Raw genomic sequence first — 13,211 nt, forward strand, 5'->3', positions numbered from 1 at the left:
CATGGCACTGCTTATTACAGAAAAGTGCATTAACTGCGACATGTGTGATCCCGAGTGTCCGAACGAGGCGATCACCATGGGGCCGGAGATCTATGAGATCGATCCGGACCGATGCACCGAGTGTAAAGGGCACTATGAGAAGCCGACCTGTCAGTCGGTGTGCCCGATCACCAACTGCATCATCCTCGACCCCGAGCATGTCGAAAGCGACGACGAGCTGCTGGAAAAGTTCGTCACGCTGCAAGGACTGGCTTGAGCCGGTTCACCAATCCAAAAAAGCGCCTGCGGGCGCTTTTTTTGTTTTTCCGGCACCGCAGACAGAACGGTTATTTCAGCAAGGCCAGACATTGTTCCGGCGGCACTGGTTTGGCTTTCTTGCGGGCCGTTTTTTTCTTCGGTTGCTTTTCGGTCATCAGCGGCTTCCAGGACGCCAGCTCAGCACCGCAGCCATCGCCCGGCGGCGGCGCCTGCTGCGGGGTGCAACTCGTATCGCCTGCCGGACAGTTTAACCGGACATGGAAGTGATAATAGTGCCCCCACCAGGGCCGCACCTTGCGCAGCCAGACCCGGCTCGTCCACTGCCGCTGGCAGAGCTGCTCTTTAATCACCGGGTGGACAAAAATCCGCGCCACCCGCACATCCGCGGCTGCCAGTTGCACCAGCAACGCCTGCTGCTCCCCCCAGTTTTCCTGGTTGATCCGATAGTCTTTGAGATGAACCATGGGCAACGGCTGCACATCCACCAGCTCAGCGTCGCTCAAGGGCCGGTCGGCCATCTTGAGCCAGATATCGGCATCAAGCCCGGTCTGATGGCTGGTATGGCCGGACGTAAAACGCCCGCCACGCGGCATGGCAATGTCCCCGACCAACAATTGACCCAGCTGTAATTGCCGCACCTGATGGGAAAGATCGTGCAGAAAACGGATCATCTCCCGGTGGCCGTAATAACGTCCCCGGTAGGAACGCATTACCTGATAGCCCTCCCCCTCCAACGGCAAGCTGGCCGCCCCGGCCAGACAGCCATTGTTGTATGTCCCGATCGACTCCGACTGGCCCGGACTCGGCTGAGTCATTTTCTCCCACGGACTGGCGGCTACACATGACGATACGCCCCAGACACACATCCAACCCACTGCTATCAACCACCGCTTCACGACCCCTCCGCCCCCAAATGTTGACTAACTCAGCCTCAGCTACTGCTACTGCTACTGCAGCATTCTAGAAGCATAGCAAGTTCAGCCGATGGCTCGAGCATCCAAACAAAACTGCCCGCGGTTTTTGGGACTCAGTCGTCACGCAAAAACAACGGGCAGTTCTTTTCATCAGGCGCTCTCGAAGTCACCTCGAAGTCATCTCAAGGCCATCTCGTCGCAAAAAAGGCGAAGCGGCTTACTTCATCTGCTGATCCAGATTGAGAATGGTCAGGGCGTTGCTGACACTGGTGGCCAGCACATCCACCACCCCGGAGCGCAATGCCCCCAGCAACGCCAGCGCTTTGCTGTTTTCCGCCGCCGTGACCACTACGGTCGGGATGTGGCGCAATTCTTCCATACTCAGGCCAATCACCCGATCACTCATCATGGTATCGGCCCGCTTGCCCTGACTGTCGAAAAAATCATATCCGGCAATATCACCGACCACGCCGCGGCGGATCCGCGCCTCGACAATTTCCTGCGGGGTAAACCAGCCCATTTTCACCATGTGGCTGTTTTCGTTCATATCGCCCACCCCGACCAGCGCTACATCAGCGCGCCGGGCCCGATCCAGCGTCTCTTTCACCGTACCGTTCAGCATGATGGACTCTTTGACTTTGATGTCTTCGACATAAGCCGGCGCATAGAGGGTTTCACTGATCCCGTCATATTTTTTTGCCAGTTGGCGGCAAATATGGTCGGCATTAATGGCATTGCCGGAGCGGTGCGTGCCGCCGATACCACAGACAAAGCGACACTTGCGGTGCGGGACCACCCCGATATGGTTGGCAATCGAGGCGATGTTCCGGCCCTGCCCGACGGTGACCACCATGTCATCATTGAGTATCGAAGCGAGATAGCTCGACACCAGGCTGGCGACCTGCTGGCGCTGGCTTTCATCATCGGGCTGATCCAGCGCGATCAGCGCTCGTTTCAAGCCGAAGCGCTCAATCAACTGCTGCTCCAGTTTTTCACTGAACACCGGGTGATATTTCACGGTGATCTCCACCACCCCTTCATCACGGGCGCGGCGCAGCAAACGGCCGACTTTGGCCCGGGACATGCCGAACTTTTTGGAAATCTCTTCCTGGGTGGCGCCGTCCTGATAATACGCGATCGCAATTTCAGTCAGCAGATCACTGTCTACGTGCGTGGTGTCATTGGTGGCTGATGTCATCACCTGTCCTTTCATGCCCTGCCTGTTAACCGGGCAACATCTTACCGCGAAGCGACGCCGGGTGCGAGCCAGAGCCGACCGCCACAGTTCTCTGGGCACAGTTCATTCGGAACTATTTGATTTTACTGGTATCAATGACTGGAAACAGGATCAAGATTTAACACTGTTCAGACGCCATGCTTTCTGTATAATCCACATGAGAATAGATATCATTATAGTTTAAAGGAATGACCGACATGTCAGCTAACGACAAACCGACTGCCAGTGGCCCCGTGTTGCTCACGGTCAAACATATTCAGGATATTACCCCGAACTATCGCCGAATTTGCTGTACCAGCCCGGCACTGGCTCACTACCCGACGTGCAGCCAGGGTGCCCACATCAAGCTGATGTTGCCGCAACCGGGCCAGCAGGAGCCGGTGATGCCGGAGATGACGGACAAAGGACCGAAATGGCCCGACCCGACACAAAAGCCGATTCTCCGAACATTCAGCATCCGTGACCTGCGTCGCGAACAGCACGAGATTGATATTGATGTCGCTATGCACGGTGACCTCGGTCCAGCTTCCCGGTTTGCCCAGCACGCCAAGCCCGGCGATAAAGTCGCGATTTCCTTGCCGGGCGGCCCGCACCCGATGCTCAAACCCGCCGCTCATTACTACATGGCCGGTGATTTAACCGCAGTTCCGGCGCTGAGCGCCATGCTGGAAGAAATGCCGGCAGACAGCCAGGGCTATGTCGCGATCCAGGTCGGCGACGCGCAGGATATCCAGGATCTGCCGCACCCGGCAGGGGTTGAGGTTCGCTGGTTTGTCGGCGGCTCGGATAACCACCAGACGCTCATTGACAGTGTCATTGCCCAGTCACCGACATCCGACAACAGCTATTTCTGGTTTGCCGGCGAAGAGCAAATCGTCGTTGGCCTGCGCAAGCATGTCCGCCGTCATCTGGACGTGGATCGCAAGCTCGTTTACGCCGTACCGTACTGGCGTTACGGGAAAGACGAAGAAGCCTACCATCAGCAACGTCATGCCGTGATGGATGACGAGTCCTGAGCTCCCAGCGAGCGAAGCAACACTCGTTTCTCCCCAAACGAAAAACCCGCATCGCTGCGGGTTTTTTCACGTCAGACGAAAGCGCCGGTTACCGATCCTACGCAGAGACGGAAGCCTGTGACGCCTGCTGTTTGTTCAGGCTACGCAGCAGCAACAACATACACACCGGGATCGCCAGCGTACACAAAATAGTGACCATGCCCATCTCGGGGATCCCCTGCAGTTGAGATGCCTCCCCGGTGGTGAGATACACCGAAGCGACCACACTGGCCACACCGGCTGCGACATTGGTCATCGTCCCCTGATAGGACATAAACGCCGCCCGATGCTCCGGCCTCGGCACCCGCGAGGTGATTGCTGACACCGACGACGTTCGCGCTGAACTGGCCGCCATAAACACCATAAAGATCAGGTAAACCGGCCAGTAACCCGGCGACACAAAGCCAAAATAAACCACCACCGCCACCAGCAGGCTGGCCACGCAAATGGTCTGCGTCACCCAGCCGCGATCCAGCAACCGGCCACACAGTTGCATTGCGACAATACTGGCCACGCCGCCAATGAAATAAAGTACACCGATTTGCTCACGCGGGAATGACAGGTTGAACTGAAAATAGGCCGCCAGATTCGGCACCAGCAGAAAATGGCCGAACAGACTGACCGCCACCAGCAGCATCGCCAACACAAATGGCGCCGAGCGGAGCATGGTGATCAGCGAAGTCGCTTTCGGGGCATCTGCCGCCTTGATGTGCGCCCGCATCGTCGGCATCAGCAGCCAACAGGCCAGCGCCAGCGCGAAGCCCAGCAGAGAAAAGAAGAAAAAGGTCAGTTGCCAGGAGAGCCATTGCGAAATCTGCAACGACAGCGGCACAATCAAAATCGCAGCCAGCGAAAAACCGCTGGCAACAAACGCCATGGCTTTGCCGCGTTCCTGAATCGTGGTGACATCAATCACCGCCGCCATCGTCAGGCCAACCATCGGGCCGGAAAAACACCCGGTCAGGATAAACCACAGCAGGAGTTCATTTTGCGTGGTGGCCAGCCCGCAGACAAAGATAAACGCAGAGCGGAGCAGCAGAAAAATAATGATGGCCGTTTTCCGATCATACCGATCAAGATAAGGTGCCAGGAAGAAGCCGACCAGGGCCGAAGCAAACATAGCCCCGCCGCTGATATAGCCGATACTTTCGGTTTTCATGCCCAAATCAGCAACGAAGTCGACACCCAGCGGCATCACCATCATCAAGGTGCCAATCGACACCATACTGATCAACAAAGCTAAACACAGCACAGCGCGCTTGGCGCGGGTGTAATCTTCCATTTTCCACGACCGGTTCATTCAACGAACCCGGATTGTAGCCACTCCCTCTTGGAATATCAATAATGAGAACCATTATCAAATATGGGTTTCATGTTGCATTCCCTACGGTTGCGAATGTCTGGCATGAAGAAAGGTTAAGACTTCGGATGCCGTGATCTGATAACTGACCCGGAACTGGCTTCCGGCCCGCAGCCTTGGCGTGAGATCATTGAGCAACTGAAACGTTAAGCAACCGGAGTCGAGTGCAACCACTTCAGCATCCATAAAGTCAAAATAACGCCCCACCCATCCATACAGCGCCTTGAACAAGCTTTCTTTGGCAGAAAAGACTAAGGTCAATCTCATTGCGGGATCCCAAGGGAGCGCTGTAAGCCGCTGCCACTCCGCAACATTCACAATCCCCGGCCGGATGCTCTCAACCTGCTCATCTTGAATCCGCTGCTCGATATCTATCCCGACCCCTTCTTGAGTGCCATCGCCCAGCCGAATGGCGCAAATCGCCTTGCCTCGGTGGTGACTAATTGACCCGATCACGCCAGCCGGCCACACCGGAGCACGGTGCTGACCAATGGCAACTTCATGTTGTGAGATCGGCAACTGAGAGAGACCATGTTTTGCCACATATCGACCGGCAAGGAACTCCGCCTTACGTTTATAGACCGCGCTATGCAACGCTTCCGGCATGACAATGCCCAGACGGGAAAAATACAGATCCTCATACAAAGCGGCATCAAAGGTACATTGGACGCAGTGACCATCAAAACCGGGCAACACCACCACATCCGGTGTCGAGATAAAATCGCTTAACATCAGCAATATCCGTCATCAATTCCAGAGCTTCAGCAGAACAGATCAATATTTGGTATGCAAGGTAACCAGTGAAATATTCTGGTCCTGATCCCAGCGATCTTTCCAGCTGACCTTCACTTCGACCTGCTTGGCATCCCCGGCGCTGCCGATCGTCTTGGGGCTGACTACCTGCTGCCAATTGTATGTAGTCCCAGAATGAGGAATCGTGCCGGAGTCACCGGCAATGGCGTCGAAAGGAGCCCCTTTCACCGACTCCTGCTGACTTTCTGCGATCTGCAGCGCAACCAAGCCTTTGGCTGCGACTTCACTTTTGTGCTCAAAGTAGGCCTGCATTTTCATCATCCCCAGGATCCCAATTGAAATCACAAGGAGAGAGATCAGAACCTCCAGCAGGCTGAATCCGGCTGCCCGCCGATTTAGAAACTTCAGATTAAAAGTCACGCCAGGTTCCTTGTTTCCAATTAACAACGCCTCCTGACGGGGTCGGCAACAACCCCTCCCATTTAGAGCTATCGTATGTTGCAATCATCGCCCCTTGAACGTTAAAACCCAGACCTTCCATATCAACCGCTAATCCACCATAAACATTCATCGAGCCCTTTACAAAAAATCCCCATTCTTTATAAGGCTCCTGTTGGCTCAAATCCCCTTTCCCACACGAGTTACTGTCAATACACGCTTGGACCATATCTTGAGATAAATGCTCATTGCTTCTGTCACCGGTATTAAATTGGTAAAACAACCCCGAAAATGTAAAGTCTGCTGGTGAAAAAACGATGCCATCCCGAACGATAACCATTACGGGCTTTTGCTCCGTGGGGTTTGATGATGGATCACCAAAATTGAACGGGGCGGAATGGCTTGTATCTATATTTTCTCTCGATAAATAACAACTGCCGTCGACCCAAATTTTTGATACTCCGGCCGCATAACGATCAATGATTTGCTGCGCACAATCAGTAACCATCTGCTCAGGTTGATCTTTGTTAATAATACCTTGCGCCGGAAATTTACCATCGCGTACAGTCTGCCAATTCTCTCGTGGTTGACCGAAAAAATCTCGAAACATATCCATATCTGGGTCTTCGATTACATCCTTCGCGAACGCAATATTTTCCGCACCGACCTGCTGAAAAGTCTGGTAGCCATTTTTACACTCAAAACTTAACCGTGAATCAACTGCGGAATTATTTACTTCGCTGAGTTTAACTCCTGAAGGGAGTTGACTTTGCCGATACCCATCACGATCCCTGACGATTAATTTAGAACCAATAACACTATCCGTATGAATAAAATCTGATTTGTTTTTAACAATCAAAGAAACACACTCATGCTCACCAACTTTATTGGTGTTTTTATTAGGTAAAAAATCAAAACTCCCAGTCAGCCGCAACTTGGATGACGTCTTAAAAATCCCAGGCATCGGGGCGCCTCCCGTCAGCTGGATATCCCGCATCACCACACGTTTGCCCCGGCCATGAACTTCCTTGGCTTCACTACTGAGGGTATAGAGCGCGTCCGGGGTAATTTCAATAGGCGTCACGGCCACTTGCAGACGGCTGGCATCAGCACTGCCATCAAAGACCAAACCGTTACAAAGCGAATAATCCCGGCTCATCGGTGTCCCTGCCGTCGTCTTGTTGACGCCATAAGCGCAGGCCAGCCCCCCTTCCGCCGCCCAGTGATTTTTCTTCGCCGACAAAGTGTTCTGATATCGCATCACAGTATATTGCGCGCTATCAACTGATTGAAAGAAGAGGTAACTGCCCGCCAGAGTGAGCATCAACGTCACCGTCAACGTGACAAAACCCGAAGCTTGATTCACCTTCATCATCACATCCCTTTAGTTCACGACCGTGACATCGAACATCGCAGAATTTTGATAGGTTCCATCCCGTGATTTAATTCCCAGTGTTACTTCAACTGCAGAGCCTGAAACATTAAATTGCAAGTCTGTCACTGCCATCAAGTGGCTATCAATGATTGACTCTCCGCCCTGACACGGCGCTGCACCTGCCGGCAAAGGGGCACCGACGCTGAGCTGTTTGGTGTAATAGTTAATGATTTCTGGCGATTCCGTATCTCTGTAGATTGTGGTGTATCGTCTCTGTGGTCCTGAGTCTTCAAACTCATAGGCATAAGCAATGCAGTCCTTTGTCGGAACATGCACCTGCTCCGCCACACCCGGCCATTTCACATCCCCGGCTCGCTGCCCTGCCAGACTATACCCAGCGCGGCGTAAGTCCCCGGTGACTAACTGACTCAATTCATGAAACTCCGTATGCACATAAAGTTCTTCATTGATGCGAGAGACGGACTTGGAACCCGACGCAAATGCAGTCGTCAGCATCAACAACACCGGTACGCCCAGCGCCATCGCGACAACCAGCTCAATCAGCGTCATCCCTCGGGATCGTTTAACAGGCGTCATACCCTTCAACGCCTCCTGTTCCACAACGGCGCACGCGAGATTTCTTACTTAACATCACTTTAATCGCCTGGTTGGCGCCCATATCCGTGGCGGTGATCACGTAAGTCATGGCGTCACTGGCCATCCCCCTCGCCGGATCAAACCAACGCTTTTTCTCAGCATTCTGAAGCTGAAGGGCAGAATACGACTCTCCGGATACCGTCAAAAGTGACTGGCTGTCCTGGCAAGACGCCGGAGCCACAGACACCAACGTGACCACGATACACCAACTCTGCCGGGCGGGTTGACTCATCCCTAAGTTGTGCACATACACCTTTTCATTGACACGAATGGCTTCTGTCTTGGCCTGCTCGAGAGTCATCACCAATTTGGCCGCCAGCCGGTCTGACTGACTATTCGACAAAAGTTGGCTAAAAGACGGGACTGCCACCCCAAGCAGCATCAGCATTACGGACAGCGTGATCAGCAACTCAAGTACAGTAAAGCCATGAAGTGCGCTCCATTTTTTCATGCAACCTCCCGCCCGAATATAAATCAGATTGCATAAACATTACCACTTCGTAACAATCTCTATATGGCATAACAATGGGTTATCGGGATGAGTCGATTTTTTCAAATCAAGCAATACCGCTGTTTACAAGCGGGTGTGACATTCATCGAATTACTGGTGGTCCTGGCGGTCATCGGGATTCTGGCTGCAATCGCCTATCCATCATATACGGAGCACCTGCAACGCAGTTACCGTGAAGATGCCAAAACCGGATTGGTCAAGTTACAGCTCTGGATGGAAGAGCAATACAACACCAACGGCAGCTACCCAGCGAGCGTCAATAACAGCAGTTGCCCGGGCTGCAGCCTAAATACCAACCGCTACAATTTCAGCGCAACGCGCGGCAACGGTGCAGATACTTATGTCTTGACCGCTACGCCCAAAACCAGTGGGGATCGCTGTGGGATACTGTCGCTCAATGCGGCCGGACTCGGCAGCGCTAAACTGGGGGGAAGCGCGGTAAGTGGCTGTTGGTAAGTGAAGCGGCAGTCCGGCATACGCCTACCGTTAACCGCTAACCGTGAAAATCAAACAACAAAAAAGCCAGCTCTCGCTGGCTTTTATCATCTAAACGATGGGCTGACACGAATTAACCGGTCAGGTCATCGAAGAATTTCTTCACACCGTCGAAGAAGCCTTCAGACTTTGGCTTGTGCTTCTTGGCTGCAGTACCACCCAGGGTTTCTTCCAGCTCCTGCAGCAGCTCCTTCTGGCGCGCGCTCAGGTTCACCGGGGTTTCCACCACCAGCTTACAGATCAAATCACCCACAGCGCCGCCGCGAACCGATTTCACCCCTTTGCCGCGCATCCGGAACATACGGCCGGTTTGCGTTTCCGACGGCACTTTCAGGCTCACGCGGCCATCCAGGGTCGGAACTTCCACCTCGCCGCCCAGGGCAGCCATGGTGAAGCTCACCGGTACTTCGCAGTACAGGTTGTTGCCGTCGCGCTCAAAGATATGGTGCTGAGCGACATGAACCTGGACATACAGATCGCCCGCCGGTGCACCGAATTCTCCGGCTTCGCCTTCACCCGACAGACGGATCCGATCGCCGGTATCCACGCCTGCAGGGATCTTGACCGACAACGTCTTGGTCTCTTCTTTGCGGCCCTGGCCATGACAAGTGCCACAAGGCTCTTTGATGATCTTCCCGCGACCATGACAGTGCGGACAGGTTTGCTGCACCGCGAAGAAACCCTGACGCATTTGAACTTGGCCGGCACCGTGACAGGTTCCACATGTGGTCGCAGACGTGCCTTTCTTCGCGCCTGAGCCGTCACAGGTATCACAGTGAACCAGCGTCGGGACACGGATCTCTTTCGAGCAACCGCGCACCGCTTCTTCCAGCGTCAGCTCCATGTTGTAGCGCAAGTCGGCACCACGCTGAGCGCGCTGCTGTCCGCCACGACGACCGCCGCCACCGCCGAAGATATCGCCAAAGACATCCCCGAAAATATCACTGAAGTCCGCACCGCCGCCGAAGCCGCCGCCACCGCCCATACCACCTTGTTCAAAGGCTGCATGGCCGTACTGATCGTAGGCCGCTTTCTTCTGCGGATCGGTCAGGATTTCATAGGCCGTTTTCACTTCCTTGAATTTTTCCGCAGATTCCGCATCACCCTGGTTACGGTCCGGGTGAAACTTCATTGCAAGGCGCTTATAAGCCTTCTTAATATCACGTTCTGATGCGTCACGGCCAACGCCAAGAACTTCATAAAAGTCACGTTTTGACATACTGATCTGTCACCTGCCTTCATACAGCTACGGGCGCAAGAGTCTTCCTCCAACGCCCGCGCCTCAAATAAGATTATGAATCAACTATCTTATTTTTTATCGTCTTTAACTTCTTCGAATTCAGCGTCGACAACGTCGTCATCTTGCTTCGCTTGCTGCTGGCCTTCGCCCGCTTCAGCGGCTTGCGCCTGTGCTTGCTGCTGAGCAATTTCCATCAGCTTCTGAGAAGCAGCAATCAGTGCCTGAACTTTGGCATCAATCGCTTCTTTGTCTTCGCCTTTACGGGCTTCTTCAAGCTCGTTGATCGCGGCTTCAATCTTCTCTTTCTCGTCTGCTGGCAATGCGTCACCGGCTTCTTCGATTTGCTTACGCGTACCGTGAGTCAGTTGGTCCGCTTGGTTACGGGCAGCCACGAGATCTTCGAACTTCTTGTCCGCTTCTTTGTTGGCTTCCGCTTCCTGAACCATTTTCTCGATTTCGTCGTCGCTCAGACCGCCAGATGCCTGGATCGTGATCTTCTGCTCTTTGCCAGTTGACTTGTCTTTCGCAGACACGTGCAGGATACCATCCGCATCCAGGTCGAAAGTTACTTCGATCTGTGGCATGCCGCGTGGCGCTGCCTGGATGCCTTCCAGGTTGAACTGACCCAGAGACTTGTTGAAGTTCGCTTGCTTACGCTCACCTTGCAGAACGTGAATCGTTACTGCGCTCTGGTTGTCTTCAGCTGTTGAGAACACCTGGTTCGCCTTAGTTGGGATCGTGGTGTTTTTCTCGATCAGCTTGGTCATCACACCGCCCATGGTTTCGATACCCAGAGACAGCGGCGTCACGTCCAGCAGCAGAACGTCTTTCACTTCACCGGCCAGAACACCGCCCTGAACCGCAGCACCGACAGCAACCGCTTCGTCTGGGTTCACGTCTTTACGGGCTTCTTTACCGAAGAACTCAGCAACTTTGGCCTGAACCATAGGCATACGGGTTTGACCACCCACCAGGATCACGTCAGTGATGTCGCCCACAGACAGGTCAGCATCAGCCAGTGCAACTTTCAGTGGCTCCAGAGAGCGCTGAACCAGATCTTCAACCAGAGATTCCAGCTTGGCACGTGTTACTTTCACGTTCATGTGCTTCGGACCGGTGGCATCTGCAGTTACGTACGGCAGGTTCACGTCAGTCTGCTGAGCAGAAGACAGCTCGATTTTCGCTTTTTCAGCTGCTTCTTTCACACGCTGCATCGCCAGCGGATCGTTCTTCAGGTTGATCCCTTGATCTTTCTTGAACTCGTCAACCAAGTAGTTGATCAGACGGTTATCAAAGTCTTCACCACCCAGATGCGTGTCACCATTGGTTGCCAGAACTTCAAAGGTCTTCTCGCCTTCAACTTCATCGATCTCGATGATAGAGATATCGAACGTACCACCACCCAGGTCGTATACTGCGATGGTGCGGTCACCGCCTTCTTTGTCCAGGCCGTAAGCCAGGGCAGCCGCTGTTGGTTCGTTGATAATACGTTTTACTTCCAGGCCCGCGATACGGCCGGCGTCTTTGGTCGCCTGACGCTGTGCATCGTTGAAGTATGCTGGAACAGTAATCACGGCGCCGGTAACTTCCTCACCCAGGAAGTCTTCAGCCGTTTTCTTCATTTTCTTCAGAACTTCAGCAGAGACCTGAGGCGCAGCCATTTTCTGGCCTTTCGCTTCAACCCATGCATCGCCGTTATCTGCCTTCACGATTTTGAAAGGCATGATTTCGATGTCGCGCTGAACTTCTTCGTCTTCAAAACGACGACCGATCAGACGCTTGATCGCAAACAGTGTGTTCTCTGGGTTGGTGACCGCCTGACGCTTCGCCGGCTGACCTACTAAAGTTTCACCGTCTTGAGTGTAAGCGATAACCGATGCCGTTGTGCGCTCACCTTCAGCATTTTCAATGACACGTGGTTTTTCACCATCAAGTACTGCTACACAAGAGTTAGTTGTACCCAAGTCAATACCAATGATTTTACCCATCAGGCTTTCTCCGAAATTCGTTAGTTCTAATTGCCGGTCGAAATATTTCGGGCCGACAATGCGGACTCAGCCGCAAAATTTGATGACGATGTCGTATGACTACTAGATAAGGGCAGCCAATTTGTTTTCAAGGGTGACATCGAAAAAAAATCAAAAAAAATAAAAAGCCCGCCAATCAGCGGGCTTCCCGATACCGAGGCCCGCTTACGCCTGGGTATCGATATTCCCGGCTGCTGCTTTCGACACCATAACCATCGCCGGACGAACCACACGGCCGTTCAGCTCATAGCCTTTTTGCATCACCAGCATCACCGTATTCGGCTCATGCTCCGCGCTTTCCTGGATCGACATCGCCTGGTGGAACTCAGGGTTGAAGGCTTCGCCTTGCGGGTTGATCTGCTTCAGACCGAACTTCTCAACCGTATCCATCATGGTCTTCAGGGTCAACTCAACCCCTTCGATCATCGATTGAACCGCGGCTTCGTTCTTGTCCGCCATCTCAATCGCGCGCTCCATGTTGTCAATCACCGGCAGCAGCTCTTCCGCAAACTTGGTCAGGGCATATTTACGGGCCTTGTCGATTTCCTGCTCGGTGCGACGGCGCATGTTCTCCACATCCGCACGTGCGCGCAGCACACCGTCTTGCTGCTCGCGGGCTTTGGCTTCGCTGGTCAGCAGCGCTGCTTCCAGCTCAGCAATACGGGCTGCCTGACGTTCTTCTTCAGTCATTTCAACCACAACGTCCTCAGCAGACTCAGTCTCGGTTGCTTCAGCCGCTGCTTGCTTCAGCTCTTCGTCCTGTACTTTTTTCTCTTCGTTGCTCATGCGTTCGCTTCTCCGCCAAGATCATGTTGTTCATCAATGGGGTGGACAAAATCGCCTTTCCACCCGATAAAACTGTTATGCGCCTATTATGGGGATGAAGTTCAA

General features: G+C 53.5%; 14 protein-coding genes. 3 read left to right on the forward strand and 11 right to left on the reverse strand.

Features of this window, described 5'->3' with window-relative positions; genetic code table 11:
• The first annotated feature begins 1 nt into the window (after nt 1).
• A complete protein-coding gene (locus tag NH461_RS13220) occupies nt 2-256 on the forward strand; it encodes a YfhL family 4Fe-4S dicluster ferredoxin (protein ID WP_261600799.1) in 255 nt (84 codons plus the stop codon).
• A gap of 70 nt (nt 257-326) precedes the next feature.
• On the opposite strand, the gene mepA is transcribed toward NH461_RS13220, so the two are convergent.
• Both mepA and NH461_RS13230 read right to left on the reverse strand, forming a co-directional pair.
• Complete coding sequence (gene mepA, locus NH461_RS13225; protein WP_315903225.1) at nt 327-1,073, reverse strand: penicillin-insensitive murein endopeptidase; 747 nt, start codon at nt 1,071-1,073, stop codon at nt 327-329.
• 316 nt (nt 1,074-1,389) lie between these two features.
• Nucleotides 1,390-2,370: a sugar-binding transcriptional regulator gene (locus NH461_RS13230; RefSeq protein ID WP_261600800.1), complete on the reverse strand. Its 981-nt coding sequence runs from the start codon at nt 2,368-2,370 to the stop codon at nt 1,390-1,392.
• 236 nt (nt 2,371-2,606) lie between these two features.
• On the opposite strand from NH461_RS13230, the gene NH461_RS13235 reads away from it, so the two are divergent.
• Nucleotides 2,607-3,425, forward strand: a complete 819-nt coding sequence (locus tag NH461_RS13235; protein ID WP_261600801.1) for a siderophore-interacting protein — start codon at nt 2,607-2,609, stop codon at nt 3,423-3,425.
• Nucleotides 3,426-3,522: 97 nt separating this feature from the next.
• Here NH461_RS13235 and NH461_RS13240 read toward each other — a convergent pair whose 3' ends face one another.
• The 6 genes from NH461_RS13240 to NH461_RS13265 all read right to left on the reverse strand — a co-directional run bounded on the left by NH461_RS13240 (nt 3,523) and on the right by NH461_RS13265 (nt 8,498).
• Nucleotides 3,523-4,764, reverse strand: a complete 1,242-nt coding sequence (locus tag NH461_RS13240) for an MFS transporter (RefSeq protein ID WP_261600802.1) — start codon at nt 4,762-4,764, stop codon at nt 3,523-3,525.
• Between the two features lie 84 nt (nt 4,765-4,848).
• Nucleotides 4,849-5,556 (reverse strand): 4'-phosphopantetheinyl transferase, encoded by a 708-nt coding sequence (locus tag NH461_RS13245; protein WP_261600803.1) that lies wholly within the window; start codon nt 5,554-5,556, stop codon nt 4,849-4,851.
• 42 nt (nt 5,557-5,598) lie between these two features.
• The gene (locus NH461_RS13250) at nt 5,599-5,997 is read right to left on the reverse strand and encodes a prepilin-type N-terminal cleavage/methylation domain-containing protein (RefSeq protein ID WP_261600804.1); all 399 of its coding nucleotides are present in this window, start codon (nt 5,995-5,997) and stop codon (nt 5,599-5,601) included.
• Entirely contained in the window at nt 5,987-7,390 is a 1,404-nt protein-coding gene (locus NH461_RS13255) for a hypothetical protein (RefSeq protein ID WP_261600805.1), read from the reverse strand. The genes NH461_RS13250 and NH461_RS13255 overlap by 11 nt, the downstream gene beginning before the upstream one ends.
• Before the next feature lie 9 nt (nt 7,391-7,399).
• A complete protein-coding gene (locus NH461_RS13260; RefSeq protein WP_261600806.1) occupies nt 7,400-7,987 on the reverse strand; it encodes a PilW family protein in 588 nt (195 codons plus the stop codon).
• A complete protein-coding gene (locus tag NH461_RS13265) occupies nt 7,974-8,498 on the reverse strand; it encodes a GspH/FimT family pseudopilin (protein WP_261600807.1) in 525 nt (174 codons plus the stop codon). The genes NH461_RS13260 and NH461_RS13265 overlap by 14 nt, the downstream gene beginning before the upstream one ends.
• An 87-nt stretch (nt 8,499-8,585) precedes the next feature.
• Here NH461_RS13265 and NH461_RS13270 point away from each other — a divergent pair, with 87 nt between their 5' ends.
• Nucleotides 8,586-9,014, forward strand: a complete 429-nt coding sequence (locus tag NH461_RS13270; protein WP_261600808.1) for a type IV pilin protein — start codon at nt 8,586-8,588, stop codon at nt 9,012-9,014.
• A gap of 112 nt (nt 9,015-9,126) precedes the next feature.
• On the opposite strand, the gene dnaJ is transcribed toward NH461_RS13270, so the two are convergent.
• From dnaJ to grpE, 3 genes are all read right to left on the reverse strand, one after another.
• The gene (dnaJ, locus tag NH461_RS13275; RefSeq protein WP_261600809.1) at nt 9,127-10,272 is read right to left on the reverse strand and encodes a molecular chaperone DnaJ; all 1,146 of its coding nucleotides are present in this window, start codon (nt 10,270-10,272) and stop codon (nt 9,127-9,129) included.
• An 89-nt stretch (nt 10,273-10,361) separates the two neighbouring features.
• Nucleotides 10,362-12,281, reverse strand: a complete 1,920-nt coding sequence (dnaK, locus tag NH461_RS13280) for a molecular chaperone DnaK (RefSeq protein WP_261600810.1) — start codon at nt 12,279-12,281, stop codon at nt 10,362-10,364.
• 204 nt (nt 12,282-12,485) lie between these two features.
• Nucleotides 12,486-13,106: a nucleotide exchange factor GrpE gene (grpE, locus tag NH461_RS13285; RefSeq protein ID WP_261600811.1), complete on the reverse strand. Its 621-nt coding sequence runs from the start codon at nt 13,104-13,106 to the stop codon at nt 12,486-12,488.
• Between the last annotated feature and the right edge of the window lie 105 nt (nt 13,107-13,211).

Source organism: Photobacterium sp. TY1-4 (assembly GCF_025398175.1).
Taxonomy (GTDB): domain Bacteria; phylum Pseudomonadota; class Gammaproteobacteria; order Enterobacterales; family Vibrionaceae; genus Photobacterium.

Excerpts from the sequence above, each read along its gene's own strand:
- NH461_RS13220 (WP_261600799.1), top strand. The coding sequence starts at position 2 with ATGGCACTGCTTATTACAGAAAAGTGCATTAACTGCGACATGTGTGAT.
- mepA (WP_315903225.1), bottom strand. The coding sequence starts at position 1,073 with ATGACTCAGCCGAGTCCGGGCCAGTCGGAGTCGATCGGGACATACAAC.
- NH461_RS13230 (WP_261600800.1), bottom strand. The coding sequence starts at position 2,370 with ATGACATCAGCCACCAATGACACCACGCACGTAGACAGTGATCTGCTG.
- NH461_RS13235 (WP_261600801.1), top strand. The coding sequence starts at position 2,607 with ATGTCAGCTAACGACAAACCGACTGCCAGTGGCCCCGTGTTGCTCACG.
- NH461_RS13240 (WP_261600802.1), bottom strand. The coding sequence starts at position 4,764 with ATGAACCGGTCGTGGAAAATGGAAGATTACACCCGCGCCAAGCGCGCT.
- NH461_RS13245 (WP_261600803.1), bottom strand. The coding sequence starts at position 5,556 with ATGTTAAGCGATTTTATCTCGACACCGGATGTGGTGGTGTTGCCCGGT.
- NH461_RS13255 (WP_261600805.1), bottom strand. The coding sequence starts at position 7,390 with ATGATGAAGGTGAATCAAGCTTCGGGTTTTGTCACGTTGACGGTGACG.
- NH461_RS13260 (WP_261600806.1), bottom strand. The coding sequence starts at position 7,987 with ATGACGCCTGTTAAACGATCCCGAGGGATGACGCTGATTGAGCTGGTT.
- NH461_RS13265 (WP_261600807.1), bottom strand. The coding sequence starts at position 8,498 with ATGAAAAAATGGAGCGCACTTCATGGCTTTACTGTACTTGAGTTGCTG.
- NH461_RS13270 (WP_261600808.1), top strand. The coding sequence starts at position 8,586 with ATGAGTCGATTTTTTCAAATCAAGCAATACCGCTGTTTACAAGCGGGT.
- dnaJ (WP_261600809.1), bottom strand. The coding sequence starts at position 10,272 with ATGTCAAAACGTGACTTTTATGAAGTTCTTGGCGTTGGCCGTGACGCA.
- dnaK (WP_261600810.1), bottom strand. The coding sequence starts at position 12,281 with ATGGGTAAAATCATTGGTATTGACTTGGGTACAACTAACTCTTGTGTA.
- grpE (WP_261600811.1), bottom strand. The coding sequence starts at position 13,106 with ATGAGCAACGAAGAGAAAAAAGTACAGGACGAAGAGCTGAAGCAAGCA.